The following is a 22,234-nucleotide window of genomic DNA, read 5'->3' as shown; positions in this document are numbered from 1 at the left end:
GAACGCCGTGCCCGGCCGCGAGTCGTCCATCGACACCATCCAGCGCGAGCTGACCGCCTTCGCCCGCCGTGCCCGGCACAAGGCCTCCCAGCTGCACCCCGACCTCTCCCTGGTCACGTACAGCATCCTCGACCTGATCACCGAGCGCGGCGGCTGCCGGGCCGCCGACGTGGCCGCGTACTTCATGCTCGACAAGTCCACCGTCAGCCGCCAGGTCACCGCGCTGGAGAAGCTCGGCCTGCTGCGCCGCGAGACCGACCCGGACGACCAGCGCGGCCAGATCCTGCGCGCCACCGAGGGCGGCCTCACCCTGCTGCGGGACGCCAACGAGCAGCGCCGGACGGCCTTCACCGCCCGCTTCACCGAATGGTCCGACGAGGACGTCGCCCGCTTCGCCGCGTACCTGGCCCGCTACGGCCAGGAGGACTGACCGGGCCCGCACCCGCGCCCCGGCCCCCTCGCCGGCCCCCCTCTCCGGCCTCTCGCCGGCCCCTCCTCACCCCAGCGCCTCCGCCCCCGGCCCCGCCCGCCCCGGGGTGCGCCCCACCGCCCCCACGGTGTACAGAGGAGAGGTGCCCCTCCGGCAGCGTCCCGATGACCCCCGTCCCCGCGCCCGCCGCCGCTCCTGGCGACCCGACCGCCGAGTGATGACGGCACTGCCGCTCGCACTGATCGTCGTGATCACCGTCGTCGACATCCTCTCCCCGCCGTCGATCCACCTCGGCCCGCTGCTGATCGTCGCCCCGGCCCTCACCGCCTCCTTCGCCGGCCCGCGGGCCACCGCCGGGGTCGCCCTGCTGGCCCTCGCCGCGCTCACCGCCATCGGCGCCGTCCGGGACGGCCTGACCAGCGCCAACATCGAGACCCAGCTGAGCGCCCAGGTGGTCGTCTCGGCGCTGATCGTCGGCCTGCGGGTGCTGCGCGACCGGCACGAACGCGAGCTCGCCCGGGTGCGCTCGGTCTCCGAGGCCGCCCAGCGGGTCCTGCTGCGCCCGCTGCCGGAGCGGATCGGACCACTGCACCTGGCCTCCTTCTACCTGGCCGCCGAGGCCGAGGCCCAGGTCGGCGGCGACCTGTACGCGGCCGCCCGGACCACCGACGGCACCCGGCTGCTGGTCGGCGACGTCCGCGGCAAGGGGCTGTCCTCGCTCGGCGACGCGGCCCTGCTGCTCGGCGCCTTCCGCGCCGCCGCCCACCTGCACGCCGACCTGCCGGGCCTGGCCGAGTACCTGGACGGCAGCGTCTGCTGGGACCTCGCCCAGCTCGCCGAGGCCCGGCGGGCCGAACGCTCCCGGCACCAGCGCCCGGCCGAGGAGGCGCCGGACGAGGGCGGCGAGTCCTTCATCACCGCCGTGCTGATCGACATCCCCGACGACGGCTCGCACGTCCACCTCATCGACTGCGGCCACCCGCCCCCGCTGCTGCTGCGCCCGGACGGCGTCACCACGCTCACCACCCGCAACCCGGCACCGCCGCTCGGCCTCGGCGAACTCGCCCCGGTCTCGTACCAGGTGCAGACCTTCCCGTTCCACCCGGGCGACCGGCTGCTGATCTACACCGACGGGGTGATCGAGGCCCGGGACGCCCAGCGCCGCTTCTACCCGCTGACCGAACGGGTCACCGCCTGGCAGGCCGAGCGCCCCGGCGTCCTGCTGAGCCGCCTGCGCCGCGACCTGCTGGCACACGTCGGCCGCCGGCTGGACGACGACGCGGCGATGGTGATGGTGGAGCGGCTCCCTTAGGACGCGTCCGCCCCTCGCCGGGACCCGTCTTCGGCCACGGGCCCCGCCGTCGGCCACGGGACCCGCCGTCGGTCACGGCCGGTACGGCAGCTGCGGCACGTCGAAGCAGTCCGTGGCCATGGCCGGCACCTGGGTGACCCAGCCGCCCCGCCCGCCCCCGGCGGAGTCCTGCCAGCGGGCGACGTTCAGACAGGCCCGGGTGGGCCCGCTCGGCGGCGGCTGCGGCACGAAGGACGCGGGCAGGATCAGCCCGTGCGCGTCGTAGGGCTCGGCGCGGTTCAGGAAGGCCTCGACGCAGACCCGGGTCGGTGCGGCGCCGCAGGAGTCCAGGGCGTCGGCGAGCCACTGGGCGCCCGCCCAGCCCTCCAGCTCCCACGCGGACAGCCGGTCGGCCCGGTCCGGGTAGGAGCGGGCCATCGCGGCGCGGAAGTCGTGCACGGCCGGGTGCTGCTCGTCCTCGTAGTTCTGGCTGGAGGACGTCGCCCAGAGCGCGTTGCGGCAGTTCGGCGAGGCGGCGTAGTGGGTGGGGTCGGTCGGCGTCCAGTTCTGCACCGTGGTCACCTTCGCCGCGACCGACACCCCGGCCTCGTCCAGCGCCCGGCAGAGCGCCGCGTTCCCGCGCGAGTCCATCGCGTCGAACAGCAGCTGCGAGCCGTCGGCGCGCACGGCCGCGGCCACCGCCTGGAAGTTCGGCAGCGCGAAGTCCACCGTCTGGAGCAGCACCCGGTAGCCCTCCGCCTCCAGCCCCGCCTTGAGCTGTCCGGCGTAGCGGGCCGAGTCGGCCTGGTTGTAGGCGACCACGGCGGCGCTGTCGGCGCCCAGGCGCTGCTTGAAGAAACGGAACACCTCGGTGCTCTGGTACAGGGTGCCGTTCCAGCCGACCGCCCGGCCGTCGCGCGGGGCGGCGCTGCCGTAGATCCCGTACAGGTGCGGCCAGCGGTCGTACGCCGTGCCGATCGGCTGGCCGCCGACGTCCGGCACCGCCTTGCCGCTCACGTACGGCGCGCCCGCGTAGTCCAGGACGCTGCCGCTGACGAGGGCGAAGACGTGCGCCTGGTCGACCAGCCGGTGCACGCAGTCCTGGTTGCCGATGCCGCTGCCGCCGTCGTCGCAGGTCACCACCTCGACCGTGCGCCCGTGCAGGCCGCCGCGGTCGTTGAGGGCCTGGAAGAACGCCTGGGCGCCGTACCGGGGGCCGCTGAACACCTCGCTGCCGACCGGGCTGGTCAGGGAGGTGACGATGCCGATCCGGATCGCGGTCGCGGACACGCCGGTGTCGAAGGACGGGTTGCCGCCGGCCCCCGGGGCGGGCGTGGCGCGGGCGGTGAAGGCGCCGTCCGGCAGCCGGGTGCCGCAGCCGGCGAGCAACGGCAGCAGGGCCAGGAGCAGGGCCAGGACCGGTGCCAGGACCGGGACCAGGACCGGACGCAGAACGGGCGTCGGCCCGCGGCCGTGCGGCAGTGCGGTCAGGTGCCGCCGAGGTGCGGTCAGCCGCATCCGGGGACCGGGGTGGCACTGGCCCCGCCGGCCTGGGTGAGCAGCCCGCACAGGGTCGAGCGGGAGACCTTCCAGGTGCCGTTGTCGAGGACGGCCTGCCCGGTCGCGGCCGGCGCGACCACGGTGCCCTGGAGGGAGAGCGCGTAGGTGACGGTCGCGTCGGCGGCGTCGGTGAACGCGACCCCGCCCACCGTGGCCTTCACCTGGCCCACCCGGGGGTCCTGGGAGAAGCCCTGGAGCACCGGGAGCAGCGTGTCGCCGCCCTGGAGCAGCTTGGCCTTGTCGGCGATCGGGGTGGCCGGGTCGAAGAACTTCTCCCAGTTGGCGGTGACCTCCGCCTGGGCGGCGGCCGGGTCGGCGGGGGCGGTGGCACTGGCGCCGGCGCCGGCGCCGGTGGTGACACTCGCACCGGCGGCGACGCTCGCGGTCGCGGCCGGGGAGGAGGCCGAGGACCCGGACCCGGACTTGGTGCTGCCGCACCCGGCCGCGGTGCCCGCCAGCAGCAGGGCGAGCAGCCCGCCCGCCGTCCGCAGGAGGGCGCTGCCGCCCCGGGAGGTGCCGCTTCGCGTCACGCGCATGGTGTTCCCTCTCGACCGCGCCGCCCGGACTGCGCCCGGCCGGTCGCGGATCCCCGGATGCTGTTCCAGGCCGATCCTGGAAACGTCTCAGGTGACACCATGAAGGCGGATCCATGGACGCATCGCAATCCGACGGAGAAATCACCCGTAACGCCCCGAGGGTTTCCCCCGTCCGGCGCGGTGCCCGCCTGCCGCAGAGCCTCCGGAGCGCGCGCGAGCGGGCCGGGCGCGAGCGGGCCGGCTGGCTGCTCCTCGCGGTCGGGGCCGTGCTGTGCGTGCTCGGCTGGTACGGGGTCTCCGGCGAACGCTTCGTCGAGCAGCAGGTCCCCTACCTGGCCTCCGCCACCGTCCCCGGCGCGGCCCTGATCGTGGCCGGCGCCGTCCTGGTCGCGCTGCGGCCGCCGCCCCCGCGCGGGCACCTGGGGGAACTGACCGACCGGCGGGTCGAGCGGCTGTACGACCTGCTGGTGGAGCCCGGGGCCGAGCCGGGGCCGGGGCCTGATCCGGCCCCGGCGCACCGGTCGGGGCCACTCGCCGTCCCCGAGGGCACCCGCTACCACCGGCCGGACTGCCCGCTGGTCACCGGCAAGGCGACGGCCGCACCGGTGGACGCGGCCGCCGTACAGGAGCGGGGTCTGACGCCCTGCCCGCTCTGCTCGCCGGACGCCCCCGGGGCCCCGGACGCCCTGGGGCTCCCGGAGACCCCGAACCCCCCGAACACCCCGGACGCCCCGAGCAGGCCCGCCACCCGTCCGGGCGAAGCCGCCCCGCCGAGCGGCTGAACCGATGACCGTCCTGCTCGCCGCGCCCGACTCGTTCGGCCTCACCCTCGACCTCGCCCTCGCCGGGCTCACCGTCGGCAGTGCCGCCGCGCTCAGCGGCATCGGACTGGTCGTCTGCCACCGCGCCACCGGCGTGCTCAACATCGCCCAGGGCGCCCAGGCCATGGCCGTCGCCTACCTGCTGCGCGACCTCGTGGTCGTCCGGCACTGGCCGGTCTGGCCGGCCCTCGCCTGCTGCCTGCTGGTGGTCGCGCCCGCCCTCGGCGTGCTCCTCGACGTCCTCGTGCACCGCCCGCTGCAACGGCGCGGCGCCGGACCGGCCGAGACCATGGTCGCCGGGCTCGGCGTGTTCGTGCTGCTCATCGGAGTCGCCGTCCTGCTGTGGGGACCGGCCCCGCTGGCCGGCGCGCCCAGCCCGTTCGGCGGCGCCCCGATCCGGCTGCCCGGCGGCCACACCCTGCGCCCCGACACCGTCGCCCAGCTCGCCGCGATCCTGGTCCTCGGCCTCGCCGTCGCCGCCACCACCCGCTGGACCCGCCTCGGCCTCCACCTGCGCGCCGTCGTCGACGACCGCCGGCTCGCCGCCCTCACCGGCGTCGACGCCGACCGGGTCTCCGCCCTCGGCTGGGCCTTCGGCACCTTCACCGCCGGACTCGTCGGCGTCGCCCTCGCGCCCTACCTGCTGCTCGACCCGTACGGGCTGCCGCTGCTGGTCATGGAGACCATGGCCGTCGCCGTCGCCGCCCGGCTGCGCAGCATCCCCGTCGCCGTCGCCACCGGACTCGGACTCGGCATCGCCCAGTCCGAACTCACCCGGCTCCGCCCGTCCGGCCAACTGCTGCCGCTGGTCCAGGCGGTGCAGTCCAACCTGTTCGTGATCGCGCTGCTCGCCGCCGCCCTGCTCGCCGGGCCCGGCATCAGCGGGGGCCGGGCCCCGGACGGCGGGGCGCCGCTCACCTCCCGGAGCCACCGACCCGGAGGAGGACGAGGAGGAGGGCGAGGAGGAGGAGGCGGCGGCGGGCGGTCGGCCGGCGCGGTCTGCCTGGTGCTGCTCCTGTTGCCCTTCGGCTTCCGCGGCAACGACCTGCGCAGCGCCCTGCTCGTCCCCGCCCTCGCACTGGTACTGCTGTCCGTCGTCGTCGTCACCGGCTACGGCGGGCAGACCTCCCTCGGCCAGGCCGGGTACGCGGGCCTCGGCGCGCTCGGCACCGCCCTGCTGATGAGCGGTCGCGTCCCCGGCCTGCCGGCCCTCCCGGCCGTCCCCGCACTGCTGCTCGCCGTCCTCGCCACCGCCCCGCTCGGCCTGCTCACCGGCCGGCCCGCGATCCGCCGCCGTGGACTCGCCCTCGCCCTCGTCACCTTCGCTTTCGGCACCGCGCTGAGCCGCTTCGTCTTCCAGCAGCCCTACGCCACCACCGGACTCACCCTCGACCGCCCCGCCCTCCTCGATGGCGACCGCGCCTTCTACCTCGCCGAACTCCTCCTGCTCGGCCTCGGTCTGCTCGCCGTCCGCGCCCTCCACCGCGGCCGCCTCGGCCGCGCCCTCACCGCCATGCGCGACCACGAGGCCGGTGCGGTCGCGGCGGGCGTCGACGTACCGGGCCTCAAACTCCTCGCCTTCGTGGTCGGCGCCGCGCTCGCCGCCCTCGGCGGCGGCCTGATGGGCCTCGCGGGCCGCGCCTTCGACGCGGCGTCCTTCGACCCGGTCCGCGGCCTGCTCTGGTTCGCCGCCGTGGTCGTCGCCGGCGCCGACAGCGCCCTCGGCGCCGTCCTCGCCGCCGCCCTGCTGATCGGCCTCGACGCGGGCACCGTCACCGGCGTCTCGGCCGTCGCGGTCGGCGTCCTCGCCGCCGCCATCGGCCGCCTCCCCGGCGGCCTCGCCGCCCTCCCCACCGCACGGCGCGACCCCCCGCCAGACCTCCCGCCCGGCCGCCTCACCCCCACCGGCCGACGCCTCCGCGCCACCCTGAACCGCCGCCCGTGAACGGAGCACCGGCGCCACCCGAACTCCCTGCGAAGGAAGGCCCGTTGAACAGATCCTCGCCCCCCGCCCGACACTGCGGCCGGATCCACCACCGACTCCCCCGCGCCACCACCCTGCCGGGTGCGGCCCGACCCGACGCCCTACGACCGCGGGCAGGAGCCGAGGCCCCTGCCGGCCGGAGACGGCGGACGACGAGCCACCTCACCTTCCCCGTAGGCCTGTTCAGCTGGACGACGCCCCCCGGTGGGGCGTCGTGACGGCGGCGCGGTTGACCGTGCGGGGGGTGGTGCGGCGGTACGGGGGGATCGTGGCGGTGGGCGGGGTGGACCTGGTGGCTCCGGGTGGGCGGATCACGGCGTTGATCGGGCCGAACGGGGCGGGGAAGAGCACCCTGTTCGACTGTCTGGCGGGGACGGTGCGGCCGGATGCCGGGCAGGTGCTGCTGGGCGGGCGGGACGTGACCGCCGTGGCCGCGCACCGGCGGGTGCGGCTCGGGTTGGCGCGGACGTTCCAGCAGATCGCCGTCTTCCCGACCCTCTCGGTGGCCGACAACGTGCGGGTGGGCGCGGAGCAGCGAGGGGGCAGGGGGGCGGCGGAGCGGACGGAGCGGGCGCTGGGGTTGCTCGGGTTGCGGGGTGTCGCGGACGAGCCGGCGGGGGTGCAGCCCACCGGGGTGCTGCGGCTGGTGGAGTTGGCGCGGGCGCTGGCGGGCGAACCCCGGGTGCTGCTGCTGGACGAGCCGGCGGCGGGGCTCGATGCCGCCCAGACGGGCCGCCTGGTGGCGGTACTGCGCGCTCTCGCGGGGCGTGGGATGGCACTGCTGCTGGTCGAGCACGATGCCGAGCTGGTGGCCGAACTCGCCGATGCCGTCTACGCGATGGCGCAGGGCCGGGTGGTGGCGGCCGGGCCGACGGCGGCGGTGCTGGCGGACGCCCGGGTGGCCGAGGCCTGGGGTGGCCGCCCGTGAGTGCCGAACTCCCGTACGGGAAGCCCTGCTTGGACGCCGCCGGGGTGATCGCATGCCGGTAGCCGCGGCCCTGTGCGGCGTCCGGGTCCGGTACGGGCCGCTGGAGGCGCTGCACGGTGTGGACCTCGCTTTTCCGGCCGCCGCCGTCACCGTCCTGCTGGGCCGCAACGGTTCGGGGCGCACCAGTGCGCTGCACGCCCTGGCGGGGGTGGTGCCGCTGTCCGGTGGGCGGGTGTGCTGGCGGGGGCGGGACGTCACCGGGCTGTCGGTGCACCGGCGGGTGCGGCTGGGGTTGGCGCTGGTGCCGGCCGAGCGCGGGGTGTTCGGTTCGCTCACCGTGGCGGAGAACCTGGGCCTGGCCGGTGCGGGGCGGGCGGAGGTGCCGGCGGAGGTGCTGGAGGCGTTCCCGGAGCTGTCCGCGCTGCTGCCCCGCCGGGCGGGCACGCTGTCCGGCGGTCAGCGCCAACTGGTGGCGGTGGGGCGGGCGTTGGGGGCGCGGCCCGATCTGCTGCTGCTGGACGAGCCGGAGCGCGGGCTGGCGCCGGCGGTGGCGGCGCGGCTGCACGCGGTGCTGCTGGCCGGGGCGGCCGGGGGCCGTACGGTGGTGCTGGCCGCGCAGTCCCTGCCGCGCTCGCTGGCGGGGGCGGCGGCGGTGCACGTGCTGCACCGGGGTGAGGTGGTGTTCTCGGGCGAGCCGGGGGAGGCACTGCCGGGGCGGTTCACGCCCACGCCGTGACGCCCCCGGCGCCCGGGCCCTACGGCTGGTACACGTACGGCGTGGTGGTGCTGAGCCGCGCGAAGCCGAGCCGCTCCAGGATGGGGCGGCTCTGGTCGCTCGCGTCGACCTGGAGGTACTCGTAGCCGAGTGCGGCGGCCTGGCGGGCGCGGTGGGCGACCAGGGCGCGGTAGATGCCGCGCCCGCGCCAGCCGGGGACGGTGCCGCCGCCCCACAGGCCGGCGAAGCCGGTGCCCGGGGTGAGCTCCGTCCGGGCGGCGCTCACCGGCTGGTCGCCGGCCATCGCGACGACCAGGAGCAGCGTCTCCGAGTCGTGCCGGAGGTGGTCGAGCAGGCGCCCGCGCAGGGTCGGGGATGCGGCCCCGAAGGCCAGATCGTGGGCGGTCACCATGAGGTCCACCCCGGCCTCGTCGGTCACCGGCTCCAGCCGGACGCCCTCGGGCAGGGCCGCGTCGGTGGGCAGGTCCGCGATCCGGGCGATCATCAGCGCCTCGTCGGGTTCGGCGGTGAACCCGGCCGCGAGCAGCCGCCGGCCGAGGTCGGCGGGGCGGTCGTGGCTGTAGGTCTTCCACTCGAACTCCAGTCCCAGCCCGGTGAAGTGGGCGACCTGCGCGGCGATCGCGGCGTCCGCCCCGGCCTCGTCCAGTCCGGACCAGACGATGCCGTTCCAGGCGTGCTCGCCCCCCACCTGGCGCACCACGGCGCCGTCGCGCTCGACCCGGACGTCGGGGCCGTCCGGCCGCGCGTCGCGCCGGATCCGCTGGTCGAACAGGGCGAGTACATGATCACGATCCATCCGACCACTCCAGCACGCCGCGACGGGCGGGCGCCACCGCTTTTACGGCCCGCCCACGAACGCCCCCGCCCGGCGCGGGCGGGCGCGGCGGCTGGGATACTGCCGCCATGCCCTTGCTCACGTGGATCGCCGAACTCGCGGACGACCCGCTGGTACTGGACCCGGACGACCGTCCGGCGGAGCAGCGGACCAACACCTGGTGGATGACCGCCGAGGAGGAGGACCGGCGGACGCTGACCGTCCAGCAGGTGGTGGACGCCTTCGAGCGCACCGCCGCCCTGCTCCTGGAGCGGGTCCGGGCACTCGGCCACCACGGGCCGGCCACCTTCTACGTCTGGCACGACGTGCTGGCCGGGCAACTGCGCTGCTCGACCGGCTCGGTCGGGCCGCGGGACCTGCCGTTCCGCGGGAACTACCTGCCGACCACGGACCTCGGCCCGATCGTCGCGGACCACCTCGCCGACGACGAGCCCGGCACGGTCCTGCGCACCGAACTGGTGGACATCGGCGACCTCGACGAACCCCCGAACGACGGGGACGTCCTGGACGCGGACGGGAACTGGGTCCCGGGGCCGCCCCTCCCGCCGTTGCCCGTCTGGGTCCGCGACGTCGGAACGGCGGGCGGCGCCTGATCGGCCCCGCGCCCCGCCCGCTACTGCGCCAGGTAGCCGCCGTCGACCGGCAGGACGGCGCCGGTGATGAACGAGGCCTCCTCGGAGGCGAGGAAGAGGACGGCGGCGGCGACCTCGGCCGGGTCGCCGAGACGGCCCATCGGGTGCAGCTTCTCGATCGCCGCCAGGTACTCGGGCCCGCCGGGCTCGTCCCGCAGCCGGGCGACCCGCTCGGTGCCGATGGTGCCGGGGGCGACGGCGTTGACCCGGATGCCGCGGTCCGCCCATTCGACGGCGAGGTGCTTGGTCAGCCCGGAGGCGACGAACTTGGCGGGCCCGTACACCGCCTGGCCGCGCTGGCCGGCCTCGCCCGAGATGGAGGACAGGCAGACGATCGAGCCGCCCGGCCGTTCCTGGGCGAGCATCGCCTCGATCGCGTACTTGCAGGTGAGGAACATGCCGCGGCCGTCGACGGCCATCACCCGGTCCCAGTCCTGGGCGCTCGCCTCGGTGATGTCCATCAGCGGGATCACCCCGGCGTTGGCCACCAGCACGTCGATCCGCCCGTGCCGTTCGACGGCCGCCGCGACCATCCGGCGGGCGTCCGCGTCGACGGACACGTCACCGACCACCGTGCCGACGGCCTCCGGGAACCGCCCGGCCAGCCGGTCCAGCCCCTCGGCGTCCAGGTCGGTGGCCACCACCGACGCGCCCTCCCGGACGAAGCGTTCCGCGACGGCCCGGCCGATGCCGCTGGCCGCGCCGGTCACCACGCAGGAACGGCCGGCCAGCCGCCCCGCCGCGTTCAGAGTCACCATGGCGGGACTCTACCGAGCGCGGCGGCGCGGGGCCGGACTTCCGCCCGACGGGCCCGGGTCGACAGCGGACCGGCCCGGACGGCGGTAGCGCTCGGACCGCTCGGACCGCTCAGGCCGCTCAGGCCGCTCAGACCGTAAGGACGATCTTCCCCCGCACGTGCCCGTCCTCGCTGATCCGGTGCGCCTGCGCCGCCTCCGCCAGCGGGAGCACCCGGTGCAGCGGCAGCCGCAGGGTGCCCGCCCGGTGCAGGGCGAGGGCGGCCGCGAAGGCGCGCCCGTGGTACGACTCGCCGCCCTCGGCTCCGCCGCTGAAACGGATGCCGTGCTCCTGCGCGCCGGGGATGTCGGCGATCGTCAGCACCCGCTCGGCGCTGCCCGCCAGTTCGACGGAGAGCGGCAGCACTCCCTTGCCCGCCGCGTCCAGGACGCGGTCGACCCCGCCCGGCGCGGCCGCCCGCACCCGCTCGGCCAGGCCCTCGCCGTACGTCACCGGGATCGCGCCCAGCTCCCGCAGGTAGGCGTGGTTGGCCTCGCTCGCGGTGCCGACCACGGTGATGCCGCGGGCCCGGGCGAACTGGAGCAGCAGGGTGCCGACGGCCCCGGCGGCGCCGTGCACCAGCAGCGTCTCCCCGGAGCGCACGCCCAGGATGTCGAGGACCCGCTCGGCGGTCTCGGCGGCGACCGGGATCGCCGCGGCCTCCTCCCAGCTCAAGGTGGCGGGCTTGGCCACCACCTGGTCGGCGTCGAGCAGCGCGTGCTCGGCGTAGCCGCCGCCCATCAGGGCGCCGAACACCTCGTCGCCGGGGGCGAAGGCGGTGACCTCCGCGCCGACCGCCTCCACCACCCCGGCGACCTCGTAGCCGGGCACGGCGGGGAAGGTGACCGGGATGATGCCGTCGAACGCGCCGCTGCGCACCTTGTGGTCCAGCGGGTTGACGCCGACCGCGCGGACCGCGACCCGCACCTGGCCGGGCCCGGGGGCGGGCAGGTCGAGCTCGATCGGGCGCAGCACGTCCGCGTCGCCGTACCGGGGGAAAGCGATGGCCTTGGTCATGGAAGATCCTCGGTTCGTCCGGGCGTTGTCCGTCCGGGGGTTGTTCGTTCCGACGGCTCCATCCTGCGGCGCCGGCCGCAGGCCCCCGGCCGGCCGTTCGGACAGTTCCACCTGGCCGAAGGGAGGGGCGGCCGGGGGCGGCCCCGGAACTAGGGTGAAGGGCATGGACGCAGGCATGGAGTCGCACGAAGGCATGGACGCGGTGGACGGCCCCGGCCCCGACGAGGCCTGGCGGGAGCACTGGGGCCGCCCCGAGGACGCGCTGGCGCGGGCCGTCGAGGTGCTGCGCGCGCCCCGGCCCGAGGTGGTGCCGCGGCTGTCGGCGGTGGTCCGCACGCTCGTCCCGCACGTCGCGATCGCCCACCTGAGCGGTGTCTGCGCCTACTCCCCCGCCAACGCCCACGGCCCGCGCGAGCTGGTCGGCGGCCTCTCCGGGCTGGAGCTGGCCCGGCTCGCCGAGCAGGCCGCCGGGACGACCTCGGCCGGCCGCCCCTGGCAGGGCGAGGCCGAACTGGCGGGCCGGACCCGGCCGGTGGTGGTGATCGCCGCTCCGGCCGACGACAAGGAGGTGCTGCTGGTCCTGGTCCGCGGCGACGCCGCGCCGGTGCCGGCCGGTGCGCTCGCCGTCCTCCAGCAGGTGTGCGAGCTGGTGATCGCCCACTCCGAGCACCGCGCCACCGACGCCGCGCCCGGCCAGGCGATGATCTCCCGTACCGCGGCCGTCACCCGGGCCCGGACCATCGCCGAGTTCACCGGCACCCACAGTGCCGCGCTGACCGCCGTCCTGGCGCCGCTGCGTTCGGCCGACCTGGACGACCGCGCCGCCCGCCGGGCCGCCACCGACCTGGCCGTCACCGCCCTGCTCGACCTGCGCCGGGCCGCGGACCTGGACCGCGAGCTCAGCGAGGAGCCCGCCGACGCCGCGTTCGCCCGGCTCGCCCGCGAACTGCGCCCGCTGCTGCGGCACACCGGGGTCCGGCTCGACCTCGCGCCGCCGTCCGACGCCACCCGGTCCATCCCCGCGGACACCGCGCACACCGCCCGGGCCGCCGTGCAGTGCGCCGTCATGCTGATGATGGAGCAGGAGAAGCCCGGTCGGCTGCACCTGAGTTGGCAGTTCACGGCAGACGGCGCGCTGCGCACCGTGGTGCGCGACGACGGCCTCGGGGTGCTCGCCGCCGACGCCCTCGCCGTCCACCGCACGGCCGACCGGATCACCGCCCTCGGCGGCCGCTACGAGGTCGAGTCCGTCCCCAACTGGGGCACCACCGTGACGGTGGAGCTGCCGCTCGGCATGCCCTCGCCGACCGCCGTCACCGACCCGCTGGACGGGCTCCAGCCGCGCGAACTGGAGGTGCTCGACCAGCTCGCCCAGGGCCGCCGCAACCGGGACATCGCCGCGGAGCTGCACATCAGCGAGTCCACGGTGAAGTTCCACGTCGCCAACATCCTGGCCAAGTTGGGTGTCGGCTCGCGCGGCGAGGCGGCCGCCCTCGCCCACCGCGCCGGGATGCCCGGCGGCGCGCGGCTGCACGTGGCATCCTGAACCGGATCCGCCGCCACACCCGTTGACAGGAGTCCCGATGACCACGCCCACCCCACCGCGGACCGTTCTCATCACCGGCTCCACCGACGGCCTCGGCCGCGCCCTCGCCCACCGCCTGGCCGCCGAGGGCGCCACCCTCCTGCTGCACGGCCGCGACCGGGACCGGCTCGACCGCACCGCCCGGGAGGTGGCCGAGGCCCACGGGACGGCCCGCCCGGCCACCCTGCTCGCCGACCTCGCCGAGCTGGAGCAGGTCCGCGCCCTCGCGGCCGAGGTCCGCGCCACCACCGGCCGGCTCGACGTCCTCGTCAACAACGCGGGCATAGGCGCCGGCGAACCCGACGGCCGCACCCGCCGCACCAGCGCCGACGGCCACGAACTGCGCTTCGCCGTGAACCACTTGGCCGGCTTCCTGCTCAGCCTCGAACTGCTGCCGCTGCTGCGCGCCTGCGCGCCCGCCCGGATCGTCAACGTCGCCTCCGCCGGACAGCAGGAGATCGACTTCGACGACCTCATGCTGGAGAACGGCTACGACGGCACCAGCGCGTACTGCCGCAGCAAGCTCGCCCAGATCGCCTGCGGCATGGAGCTCGCCGCCCGGGTGCCGGCCGCCGAAGTGACCGTCAACAGCCTCCACCCGTCGACGTACATGCCCACCAAGATGGTGCTCCGGGAGATCGGCCACAGCATCGACAGCCTGGAGGACGGCGTCACCGCCACCCACCGGCTGGTCACCGACCCGGCCCTGGCCGGCACCACCGGCCGCTACTACGACCGGCTGCGCGAGGCCCGCGCCAACCGCCAGGCCTACGACCTGCGGGCCCGGGCCGAGCTGTGGGAGCGCTGCTTGAAGCTCGTCGGGCACGCCGACCTCTGAAAGGCGACATCAACGACATGACCGAGCACCCCCGCACGAGTTGGGCCCCCGACGCCCCGGGCGTGCTGCGCCTGCCCTCCGGGCGGCTGCTGCGCGGCCGCGGCGTCCTCAACCCGCTGCCGCCGGGCCCGCGCCCCGACTTCGGCATCTACCTGCTGGGGCGCGAACCGAAGCCGCTCCCCTGGGAGAGCCGCTGGGTGCGCTGGCCCGACTTCCGGCTGCCCGCCGACCGCACGGACGCCGCCGACGCCTTCCGGGAGGCCTGGGAGCGCTGCACCGGCGAGCGGGTCGAACTCGCCTGCGCGGGCGGCCGCGGGCGCACCGGCACGGCCCTGGCCTGCATCGCCGTGCTGGACGGCGTGCCGGCGGCGGAGGCGGTCGGGTACGTGCGGGAGCACTACGGCCGGCACGCCGTGGAGACGCCCTGGCAGCGGAAGTTCGTGGAGCGCTGGGCCCGGCCCTCGACCGACTGACCGGTCCTGCGGCGACTGACCGGTCCTCAGCTGCGCGGGTACGCCTTCACGACCGTGCCGTCGAAGTCCGCCCTGAGGTAGGCGGCGCCGTAGGCGTCCGCGACGTACACCAGCAGCGACGGTTCGGTGTCGCCCATCCCCTGGGCGTCGTGCAGGAACACGTAGTGGCTGGTCGGATGGGTGATGCCGAGTTCGGCGTCGGCCCGTTGCAGCAGCGCGGGGAGGGCGTCCCAGTTGACGGACCGGAGGTCCAGCGGCTTCTCGCCGAAGGCCACGGTGCCGGAGCGGATGCCGGGCGTGGACTTGCCGTCGCGGTAGGAGAGGCTGTCGTAGAGGTTCGGGTTGGCGGCGGTCGCGACGAGGGCGTCGCCGGAGTCCTGCCGGAGCGTGAACTCCAGGAAGGCGCGGCCGCCCGACTTCTGGCTCATGGACTGGATCGCGCTGCGCGCGCCCGTCGGCGTCAGCAGGCCCGGGTAGGCCGCCGGCGGGGTGGCGGTGCTGTCGCCCTGGGCCGCGAAGTGCTGGACGGCGAAGCCGATGCTCACCATCAGCACCGGGACCAGCACCAGGTAGCCGGTGCGCAGCGCGCCGCGCAGCCTGCCGGGCCGGGGCGGGGGCGTCGCGTCGCGCGGCTCCTGGCCGAGGGTCTGCGGCGGGCCGTAGGCCTGCCCGGTGGGGTGCCCCGTGGCGTACCCGGTCGGCGGCGGGGCGGTGGCCGTGGCCGTCGGGCCGGTGGCCGTGGCCGTGGCGGCCGCGGGCGGGAGCAGGCGGACCGTGCCGACCGCCCCGGCCTGGGCCTCGGCCGCCGCCGCGACCTCGGCGTCGGCGAGCTGCCGGTCGAGCTGCCAGGCGTCGGGGCGCGCGGCCGTGTCCCGCACCAGCAGGGCGGCGAGCACCGGGCCCAGCGGCCCGGACCGCACCGGGGCCGGTACCGGCTCGTCCAGCACGGCCGCCAGCGTGGCGAGGGTGGTGGCGCGCCGCAGCGGGTGCTGCCCCTCCACCGCGACGTACAGCATCAGGCCGAGCGACCACAGGTCGGAGGCCGGGTTGCCCTCCTCGCCGCGGACCCGCTCGGGGGCTATGTACTCGGGCGAGCCGATCAGGGCGCCGGTGGTGGTCAGGCTGGGCGCCTCCGACAGCGCGGCGATGCCGAAGTCGGTGAGGACCGGGGTGCCGTCCGGGCGCAGCAGGACGTTGCCGGGCTTGACGTCGCGGTGCTGGATGCCGGCCGCGTGCGCGGCGCTCAGGGCGGACAGCACGCCGCGGCCGAGCCGGGCCGCCTCCAGGGGCGTCATCGGGCCGCGTGCGAGCCGCTCGTGCAGCGAGCCGCCGGTCACCAGCTCCATGACCAGCCAGGGGTGCGGGTACTCGGGCCGGTCGACGATGTGGTGGATCGTCACCACATGGGGGTGGTTGAGCCGGGCCAGCGACCGGGCCTCCCGCAGGACCCGCTCGCGCAGCACCGCCGCCGCGCCCGGGTCGCCGGCGAGGTCGGCCGGGTCGGGCGGGCGCACCTCCTTCAAGGCCACCTCGCGCTCCAGGAGGGTGTCGCGTGCCCGCCACACCAGTCCCATGCCGCCGCCGCCCAGCCGCTCCACCAGTTCGAAGCGTCCGTCGATGAGTTGGAGCCCCGGCCCCCCAGAATTCATGACGGTCATCGTAGGGGCGCGGTCCGTCATCGGTGACACCGGCAGTCCCGCACCGGCCTGGCCGACGGGGCGGGCCGGCGCCGCCGGGGCGGAGCGGGTCAGAGGTCCCAGGTCTGCCCGGCGGCCCAGGACTCCAGCGTGCGCCACTGCACGGCCGGGGTCTCGGCGTGCAGGGTGTCGGTGTCGATCTCCAGGCCGACCTCCTGGAAGTAGCGGAACATCGCGGCGAGGTCCTGGGAGTAGGTCTCGACGACGGACAGCGGCACCTCCTGGCAGCGGACCGGCCGGCCGGCCGCCGCCGTGATGGCGGCGGCGATCTGTTCGCCGGTGCACCACTGGGAGGCGATGTCGATGCGCCGCCCCGCGTAGTCGTCCGGGTGGGCCAGGACGTGGGCGGCGAAGTCGCCGATGGTCTCGGCGGCGATCACCGGGAGGGGGACGCCGGGGGGCATGGGCAGCGGGAAGACCCCTTCGCGCAGCGAGGCGAGGGTCCAGTCGTTGGCGTAGTTGTCCAGGAAGGCCGCCGGGCCGATGACCGTCCAGGGCAGGTCGAGGCCGGCGAGGTGCTGTTCGATGCGCTGCTTGGAGTCGAAGTGCGGGATGCCGGTGGAGCGGTCGGCGTTGGTGGCGGAGGTGAGGACGACGTGCCGCACGGTGCCGGCGGCGCGGGCGGCGTCGAGCAGGGCGATGCCCTGGCGGACCTCGGTGTCGAGGTCCGTCCCGAACGGGGTGGACATCGCGAAGAGGCTCCCGGCACCGTCTAGGGCGGCGGCGAGCGAGGCCGGGTCGTCGAAGTCGGCACGGACCGGCTCGGCGCCGAGGGCGGCGAGTTCGCGGGCGGCCGGGGATCCGGGGTCGCGGGTGAGGGCCCGGACCGGGCGGCCAGCCCGGAGCAGGGCCCGGGCGGTGGCGCCGCCCTGGGCGCCGGTGGCTCCGGTGACGGCGACGGGGGGTCGAGATATTATCTGCGTCATGCAGACAACATACGAAGAGATCTCTGCGTGACGCAAATGATTAACGGCCTGCCGGTTACCCTGGCCCCATGACCCCCCACCGCGACGAACTGCTGGCCCGGCTCTGGCCGCTCTCGCGCCGCTACCTGGCCTCCTACGTGCTGTTCAACCAGGCCGTCGCGGACCACCTCGGCATGCACCCGACCGACGTCCAGTGCCTCAACCTGCTCACCCTGGAGGACGGCCCCGTCACCACCGGCCGGGTCGCCGAGCTGACCGGACTGACCAGCGGCTCGGCGACCCGACTGGTCGACCGCCTGGAGAAGGCGGGCCTGGTGGCCCGGCAGCGGGACGAGGCCGACCGCCGCCGGGTGCTGGTCGCCGTCCTCCCCGACGCACTGGCGCGCTTCGGGGAGGTCTGGCGCGAGCTCGGCGGCGACTGGGCCGCGATCTTCGCCGAGGACAGCGAGGACGAGCTGGCCTTCCTGCTTCGGCACATGAACCGCACGGTCGAACTCAGCCACCGGCAGATCGCCCGCCTCGCCGACACGGACCTGCGCCCCGGGGGCGACCGGGACTCCTAGGGCCGCCAGGACTCCGGGCCCGACCAGGCCTCCCCCGCCCGGCAAGGCCCCCGGCCCCCGGCCCCGTCAGGTCTTGCGCAGCTCCGGCGCCGGCGCCCCGATCAGCAGCCGGCGGACGGCGTCCCAGGCGGCCCGCAGGGCGGCGGCGCAGACGCGGGTGTCGGAGTCGAGCAGCCGCAGCCAGGCACCGCTGTCCTGCGGCAGCACGCTGACCCCGTACAGCAGGCCGCGGTCGGCCAGGGCCTCGTGCAGCGCCTCGGCGATCCGGGCGGCGGGGGCGAGCGGGCTGAGCACGTAGAGGCTGGACATCACGTCGTGCCCGCCGAGTACGGCGGGGCCGGTGACGCCGGCCCCGGCGGGCTCCAGCCGGACGGTGTCCAGGGCCACCAACTCGCCGTCGGGGCGCCGCACTTCGAGGTCCGAGGCGAAGACCTGGTAGGCGTTGCGCTCACCCCGGGCGAGGCGGCCGGCGAGGACGGTCTCGCCCGCCAGGACGGTCGCCCCCCGGTCCACGGTGAGCACCGTGCGCTGGTAGAGGCGCGAGTCGACGAAGGGGATCACCGGCTCGGGCAGGTACTCCACGTAGGCGCCGGGCCCGGCCTCCAGATTGACCAGCTGCGTCGCGTAGTCGTACTCCATCCGGTAGACCTTGGTGGCCGCCTGGGTGGTCAGGTGGACCGCCGTGTCGGCCCCGCAGCGGATGTCGGTGCGCAGCCGGTCGGCCTGGAGGATGCCGCCGCCGGTGGACATCAGCAGGGTGACGGCGAGGTCGGGGCGGGCCGGGTCGAAGTACAGCGGGCGCATGATCTGCAGCGGCGACTTCTGGTAGTGGCCGGTGAGTTCGGTGCGCCCGCCGATCCGCTCGAAGGCCAGCTCCAGCAGCCCGACCTTGCCGGGGCGCCCGACCGCGAGGGTGTCGGGCGTCCCGGCGTACCGGCGGACCGCCTGCGGGACCCGGGCCGGCTCGTAGTGCCGGGGGTCGAGCCGGGGCACCGGCCGCCGCCCCTCGGGGGCCCGCGCGGCCACCGTCACGCCGGGACCTTGCGGAAGGTCTCCAGGAAGGTCGCGATCTCCTCCAGCCCCTCCCCCGTCAGGCAGTTGGTGAGCACCACCGGCCCGCCCTCGCGGACCCGCCGGGCGTCGGACTCCATGACGCCGAGGTCGGCGCGCACGTACGGGGCGAGGTCGGTCTTGTTGATGACCAGCAGCTCCGACTCGGTGATGCCCGGGCCGCGCTTGCGGGGCATCTTCTCGCCCTCGGCGGTGTCGAGGACGAACAGGAAGAGGTCGACCAGCACCGGGCTGAACGTCAGGGTCAGGTTGTCGCCGCCGGACTCGTACAGCAGGGTGTCGACGTCGGGGAAGCGCTCCAGCATCTCGGCCCCGGCGGCCAGGTTCATGGTCGGGTCGTCGCGCACGGCGGTGTGCGGGCAGGCGCCGGTCTCGACGCCGACCACCCGTTCCGGGTCGAGCACCCCGGCGAGGGTGCGGCGGACGTGCTGGGCGTCCTCCTGGGTGTAGATGTCGTTGGTGATCACCGCGGGGCGGTGGCCGCGCTCGATCAGCACCGGCACCAGCGCCTCGATGAGCGCCGTCTTGCCGGAGCCGACCGGGCCGCCGATGCCCACCCGGAGCACGTTCTCGGTCATGGGGTCCTCCTCCATTCGTAGGGGTGTCCAGCGTTCAGCGGGTGTTCAGCTCGCGAAGAGCCGGGCCTCGGCCCGTTCGTGCCGTCCGGACATCGCGTCCGCGACCGGTACGCAGCCGCCGAGGTCCGCCGACTCCCGCTCCAGCGCGGCCGCCACGACCTCGCGGATGACCGGGGCGGTGGCCCGCAGCACCACCTGCGCCTTGCGGTGGTCGGTCAGCCGCAGCCGCAGCGCGGCGCCGACGAAGCTGGTGCAGAAGGCGAACAGGTCGCCCGCCACGGCCTGTTCGACGGGGACGGCGGCCGAGGCGTAGGCGACCCCGGCGGCCACCGCCTGGCAGCCGGGGGCGCGCTTGTCGGCGACCAGGGCGGCGTACCGCTCCAGCGGCTCGCCGCCCACCGACTCCCGGGCGATGTCCAGGAGTTGGCGCCCGGTGCGGGTGGCGGCGAGCCTCAGCTCGCGGTTGAGCTTGGTGGCGTGCAGCCGCTGGTCGGTCTCGGCGAGCAGCGCCCAGTCCCCGGCGCCGGCGGCCCGGTGGGCCAGGGCGAGCGCCGTGGCGTCGGCCGGTCCGACGCTGTGCCGCAGCAGGTCGGCGAGCAGCACCGGCATGGTGTCGGCGGTGACGGCCTTGGCCTGGGCGTAGCCCTCCAGGCCGTGCGAGAGGGTGTAGAAGCCGCTGGGGAAGGCCGAGTCGGTCAGCTGGAGGCTGACCAGCAGGGCGTCCAGCCCGGCGTCGGCGGGCCCCGGGTCGGCGCCGCTCACGCGAGGTAGAACAGGTGGTTGAGCGGCAGTTCGCGGGCCGGCTCGATGGTCGCGGGCTCGCCGTCCAGGGTGACCTTGTACGTCTCCGGGTCGACCGCGATCCTCGGCAGCGCGTCGTTGCGCACCATGTGCTGCTTGCCGACCGAGCGGCAGTGCCGCACCGGCAGCACCCGGCTGTCCAGGCCGAGTTCCTTCGGCACCCCGAGGTCGACGGCGGCCTGGGACATGAAGGTGATCCGGGTGGCCTGCCTGGCCCGCCCGAGCGCCCCGTACATGGGCCGGTAGTAGACCGGCTGCGGGGTGGGCAGCGAGGCGTTGGGGTCGCCCATCAGCGCCCAGTTGATGAGGCCGCCCTTGATGACCAGCTTGGGCTTGGCGCCGAAGGAGTTGATCGGCCACAGCACGATGTCGGCGAGCTTGCCGGGCTCCAGCGAGCCGATGTACTCGGCCGTGCCGGAGGCGATCGCCGGGTTGATGGTGAGCTTGGCGAGGTAGCGCAGCACCCGGACGTTGTCGTTGCGCTCACTGTCGCCGTCCAGCTTGCCGCGCTGCGCCTTGCAGTGGTGGGCGGTCTGGAAGGCGCGGGTGAAGGACTCCCCGATCCGGCCCATGGCCTGCGAGTCGGAGGAGAAGATCGAGATGACGCCCTCGTCGTGCAGCACGGTCTCGGCGGCGATGGTCTCGGCGCGCACCCGGGAGTCGGCGAAGGAGACGTCCTCGGGGATGTCGTGGCTGAGGTGGTGGCAGACCATCACCATGTCGAGCAGCTCGTCCACCGAGTTGACGGTGTAGGGCAGGGTCGGGTTGGTGGAGGACGGCAGCACGTTGGGCTCGCCGGCGATCCGCATGATGTCGGGGGCGTGGCCGCCGCCCGCGCCCTCGGTGTGGAAGGTGTGGATGGTGCGGCCGTCGATCGCGGACAGGGTGTCCTCGAAGAAGCCGGACTCGTTGAGGGTGTCGGTGTGGATGGCCACCTGCACGTCGTACTCGTCGGCGACCCGCAGCGCGCTGTCGATGGCCGCCGGGGTGCTGCCCCAGTCCTCGTGCACCTTGAGCCCGCACACCCCGGCCTCGACCTGCTCGCGCAGCGCGCCCGGCAGCGAGCCGTTGCCCTTGCCGAGCAGGCCGACGTTGACCGGGAGGTCCTCGACCGCCTGGTACATCCGCCCGATGTTCCACGGGCCGGGGGTGCAGGTGGTGCCGTTGGTGCCGTCGGAGGGGCCGGTGCCGCCGCCGATCAGGGTGGTGATGCCGTTGCTCAGCGCCTCCTGGGCCTGCTGCGGGGCGATGAAGTGGATGTGGGTGTCGATGCCGCCGGCGGTGGCGATCAGGTGCTCGCCGGAGATCACCTCGGTGCCGGGGCCGATCACCAGCTTGGGGTGCACCCCGCTCTGGGTGTGCGGGTTGCCGGCCTTGCCGACGGCGGTGATGAAGCCGTCCTTGACGCCGATGTCGCCCTTGACCACGCCGAGCACCGGGTCCAGCACGACGACGTTGGTGATCACCAGGTCGAGCGCGCCCTGCGCCGAGGTGGCGGCCGGGTCCTGGGCCATGCCGTCGCGGATGCCCTTGCCGCCGCCGTAGACGGCCTCGTCGCCGTAGTGGCCCTGGTTGAAGTCCTGTTCGACCTCGACCACGAGGTTGGTGTCGGCCAGGTGGAAGCGGTCACCGACGGTGGGGCCGAAGAGGTCGGTGTACTGCTTGCGGGACAGCATGGCCATCAGCGGTCGCCCTCCGAGTGGGTCCGGATGTGGAAGTCCCTGCCGTGCAGGTCGTCGTCCTTGAGGTCGAGGTTGGTGCCCTTGAAGCCGCGCGCGATGGCCCGGTCGATGGCCCGGGCACGGGTGTCGCGCGCGGTGGTGCCGCCGTCCACCAGGTTGCTGAAACCGACCAGGCGGCGGTGCCCGCCGAACTCGGCCAGGGTGACGTCCTTGGTGTCACCCGGCTCGAAGCGGACGGCGGTGCCGGCCGGGATGTCGAGGTGCTTGCCGAAGGCGGCGTTGCGGTCGAAGTCGAGGGCGCGGTTGGCCTCGAAGAAGTGGTAGTGGGAACCGACCTGGATCGCGCGGTCGCCCGTGTTGCTGACCGTGATCGTGGCCTTGGCGCGGCCGGCGTTGATCTCCACCGGGTCGTCGCCGTACAGGTATGCAGCGCCACCGGACATGGCTGGCCTTCC

23 protein-coding genes are annotated in these 22,234 nt (G+C 75.4%); 11 read left to right on the top strand and 12 right to left on the bottom strand.

Translation table 11 applies throughout. The features are described 5' to 3' along the window. Positions 1 to 7: 7 nt before the first annotated feature. Positions 8 to 430 (top strand): MarR family winged helix-turn-helix transcriptional regulator, encoded by a 423-nt coding sequence (locus tag ACFWXO_RS10240; RefSeq protein ID WP_375892035.1) that lies wholly within the window; start codon positions 8 to 10, stop codon positions 428 to 430. Between the two features lie 217 nt (positions 431 to 647). Continuing rightward, positions 648 to 1,742 (top strand): PP2C family protein-serine/threonine phosphatase, encoded by a 1,095-nt coding sequence (locus tag ACFWXO_RS10235; protein ID WP_380523139.1) that lies wholly within the window; start codon positions 648 to 650, stop codon positions 1,740 to 1,742. 72 nt (positions 1,743 to 1,814) lie between these two features. On the opposite strand, the gene ACFWXO_RS10230 is transcribed toward ACFWXO_RS10235, so the two are convergent. Both ACFWXO_RS10230 and ACFWXO_RS10225 read right to left on the bottom strand, forming a co-directional pair. Beyond that, the gene (locus ACFWXO_RS10230) at positions 1,815 to 3,239 is read right to left on the bottom strand and encodes an ABC transporter substrate-binding protein (RefSeq protein ID WP_380523138.1); all 1,425 of its coding nucleotides are present in this window, start codon (positions 3,237 to 3,239) and stop codon (positions 1,815 to 1,817) included. Further along, positions 3,230 to 3,817: a hypothetical protein gene (locus tag ACFWXO_RS10225; RefSeq protein ID WP_380523137.1), complete on the bottom strand. Its 588-nt coding sequence runs from the start codon at positions 3,815 to 3,817 to the stop codon at positions 3,230 to 3,232. Before ACFWXO_RS10225 ends, ACFWXO_RS10230 begins: the two co-directional genes overlap by 10 nt. A gap of 113 nt (positions 3,818 to 3,930) precedes the next feature. Here ACFWXO_RS10225 and ACFWXO_RS10220 point away from each other — a divergent pair, with 113 nt between their 5' ends. The 4 genes from ACFWXO_RS10220 to ACFWXO_RS10205 all read left to right on the top strand — a co-directional run bounded on the left by ACFWXO_RS10220 (position 3,931) and on the right by ACFWXO_RS10205 (position 8,286). Further along, a complete protein-coding gene (locus ACFWXO_RS10220) occupies positions 3,931 to 4,599 on the top strand; it encodes a hypothetical protein (RefSeq protein ID WP_380523136.1) in 669 nt (222 codons plus the stop codon). A 4-nt stretch (positions 4,600 to 4,603) separates the two neighbouring features. Then, positions 4,604 to 6,583: an ABC transporter permease gene (locus ACFWXO_RS10215; protein WP_380523135.1), complete on the top strand. Its 1,980-nt coding sequence runs from the start codon at positions 4,604 to 4,606 to the stop codon at positions 6,581 to 6,583. A gap of 283 nt (positions 6,584 to 6,866) precedes the next feature. Next, positions 6,867 to 7,550 (top strand): ABC transporter ATP-binding protein, encoded by a 684-nt coding sequence (locus ACFWXO_RS10210; RefSeq protein WP_380523134.1) that lies wholly within the window; start codon positions 6,867 to 6,869, stop codon positions 7,548 to 7,550. A gap of 52 nt (positions 7,551 to 7,602) precedes the next feature. After that, the gene (locus ACFWXO_RS10205; protein ID WP_380523133.1) at positions 7,603 to 8,286 is read left to right on the top strand and encodes an ABC transporter ATP-binding protein; all 684 of its coding nucleotides are present in this window, start codon (positions 7,603 to 7,605) and stop codon (positions 8,284 to 8,286) included. Positions 8,287 to 8,305: 19 nt separating this feature from the next. Here ACFWXO_RS10205 and ACFWXO_RS10200 read toward each other — a convergent pair whose 3' ends face one another. Further along, the gene (locus ACFWXO_RS10200) at positions 8,306 to 9,082 is read right to left on the bottom strand and encodes a GNAT family N-acetyltransferase (protein ID WP_380523132.1); all 777 of its coding nucleotides are present in this window, start codon (positions 9,080 to 9,082) and stop codon (positions 8,306 to 8,308) included. Positions 9,083 to 9,189: 107 nt separating this feature from the next. Between ACFWXO_RS10200 and ACFWXO_RS10195 the strand changes: the two genes are divergently transcribed. Then, on the top strand, positions 9,190 to 9,714 hold the full coding sequence (locus ACFWXO_RS10195; protein ID WP_380523131.1) for a hypothetical protein: 525 nt from the start codon (positions 9,190 to 9,192) through the stop codon (positions 9,712 to 9,714). Between the two features lie 20 nt (positions 9,715 to 9,734). Here the strand turns inward: ACFWXO_RS10195 and ACFWXO_RS10190 are convergent, their stop codons facing one another. Next, positions 9,735 to 10,511, bottom strand: a complete 777-nt coding sequence (locus tag ACFWXO_RS10190) for an SDR family NAD(P)-dependent oxidoreductase (RefSeq protein WP_380523129.1) — start codon at positions 10,509 to 10,511, stop codon at positions 9,735 to 9,737. A gap of 127 nt (positions 10,512 to 10,638) precedes the next feature. Beyond that, the gene (locus ACFWXO_RS10185) at positions 10,639 to 11,565 is read right to left on the bottom strand and encodes an NADP-dependent oxidoreductase (RefSeq protein WP_380523128.1); all 927 of its coding nucleotides are present in this window, start codon (positions 11,563 to 11,565) and stop codon (positions 10,639 to 10,641) included. Between the two features lie 163 nt (positions 11,566 to 11,728). On the opposite strand from ACFWXO_RS10185, the gene ACFWXO_RS10180 reads away from it, so the two are divergent. Genes ACFWXO_RS10180 through ACFWXO_RS10170 form a run of 3 tightly spaced genes read left to right on the top strand, consistent with a single transcriptional unit; the run spans position 11,729 to position 14,461 of the window. Beyond that, complete coding sequence (locus ACFWXO_RS10180) at positions 11,729 to 13,111, top strand: LuxR C-terminal-related transcriptional regulator (protein WP_380523127.1); 1,383 nt, start codon at positions 11,729 to 11,731, stop codon at positions 13,109 to 13,111. A 37-nt stretch (positions 13,112 to 13,148) separates the two neighbouring features. Then, positions 13,149 to 13,988, top strand: a complete 840-nt coding sequence (locus tag ACFWXO_RS10175; protein ID WP_375892057.1) for an SDR family NAD(P)-dependent oxidoreductase — start codon at positions 13,149 to 13,151, stop codon at positions 13,986 to 13,988. Positions 13,989 to 14,005: 17 nt separating this feature from the next. After that, positions 14,006 to 14,461, top strand: coding sequence for a protein phosphatase (locus ACFWXO_RS10170; RefSeq protein ID WP_380523126.1), 456 nt, complete (start codon positions 14,006 to 14,008; stop codon positions 14,459 to 14,461). A gap of 26 nt (positions 14,462 to 14,487) precedes the next feature. Here the strand turns inward: ACFWXO_RS10170 and ACFWXO_RS10165 are convergent, their stop codons facing one another. Continuing rightward, positions 14,488 to 16,110 (bottom strand): serine/threonine-protein kinase, encoded by a 1,623-nt coding sequence (locus ACFWXO_RS10165; protein WP_380523125.1) that lies wholly within the window; start codon positions 16,108 to 16,110, stop codon positions 14,488 to 14,490. 98 nt (positions 16,111 to 16,208) lie between these two features. Next, positions 16,209 to 17,084, bottom strand: a complete 876-nt coding sequence (locus tag ACFWXO_RS10160; protein ID WP_380523124.1) for an NmrA/HSCARG family protein — start codon at positions 17,082 to 17,084, stop codon at positions 16,209 to 16,211. Positions 17,085 to 17,152: 68 nt separating this feature from the next. On the opposite strand from ACFWXO_RS10160, the gene ACFWXO_RS10155 reads away from it, so the two are divergent. Beyond that, positions 17,153 to 17,647 (top strand): MarR family winged helix-turn-helix transcriptional regulator, encoded by a 495-nt coding sequence (locus tag ACFWXO_RS10155; protein WP_380523123.1) that lies wholly within the window; start codon positions 17,153 to 17,155, stop codon positions 17,645 to 17,647. A 66-nt stretch (positions 17,648 to 17,713) separates the two neighbouring features. Here ACFWXO_RS10155 and ACFWXO_RS10150 read toward each other — a convergent pair whose 3' ends face one another. The 5 genes from ACFWXO_RS10150 to ACFWXO_RS10130 are packed head-to-tail and all read right to left on the bottom strand — an operon-like array spanning position 17,714 to position 22,222. Continuing rightward, positions 17,714 to 18,679, bottom strand: a complete 966-nt coding sequence (locus tag ACFWXO_RS10150) for an urease accessory protein UreD (protein WP_380523122.1) — start codon at positions 18,677 to 18,679, stop codon at positions 17,714 to 17,716. Then, complete coding sequence (ureG, locus tag ACFWXO_RS10145) at positions 18,676 to 19,296, bottom strand: urease accessory protein UreG (protein WP_375892068.1); 621 nt, start codon at positions 19,294 to 19,296, stop codon at positions 18,676 to 18,678. The genes ACFWXO_RS10150 and ureG overlap by 4 nt, the downstream gene beginning before the upstream one ends. A gap of 45 nt (positions 19,297 to 19,341) precedes the next feature. Next, positions 19,342 to 20,058 carry an urease accessory protein UreF gene (locus ACFWXO_RS10140; RefSeq protein ID WP_380523121.1) on the bottom strand — a complete coding sequence of 239 codons (717 nt, stop codon included), beginning with the start codon at positions 20,056 to 20,058 and terminating at the stop codon, positions 19,342 to 19,344. Beyond that, positions 20,055 to 21,779, bottom strand: coding sequence for an urease subunit alpha (gene ureC / locus ACFWXO_RS10135; RefSeq protein ID WP_380523120.1), 1,725 nt, complete (start codon positions 21,777 to 21,779; stop codon positions 20,055 to 20,057). The genes ACFWXO_RS10140 and ureC overlap by 4 nt, the downstream gene beginning before the upstream one ends. Next, positions 21,779 to 22,222 carry an urease subunit beta gene (locus ACFWXO_RS10130; RefSeq protein ID WP_380523119.1) on the bottom strand — a complete coding sequence of 148 codons (444 nt, stop codon included), beginning with the start codon at positions 22,220 to 22,222 and terminating at the stop codon, positions 21,779 to 21,781. Before ACFWXO_RS10130 ends, ureC begins: the two co-directional genes overlap by 1 nt. Between the last annotated feature and the right edge of the window lie 12 nt (positions 22,223 to 22,234).

The sequence above is a fragment of the Kitasatospora sp. NPDC059088 genome, assembly GCF_042738155.1.
Taxonomy (GTDB): Bacteria; Actinomycetota; Actinomycetes; order Streptomycetales; family Streptomycetaceae; genus Kitasatospora.
Note: the sequence above shows the minus strand (reverse complement) of the source record. Positions and strands in the feature narration are given on the sequence as shown.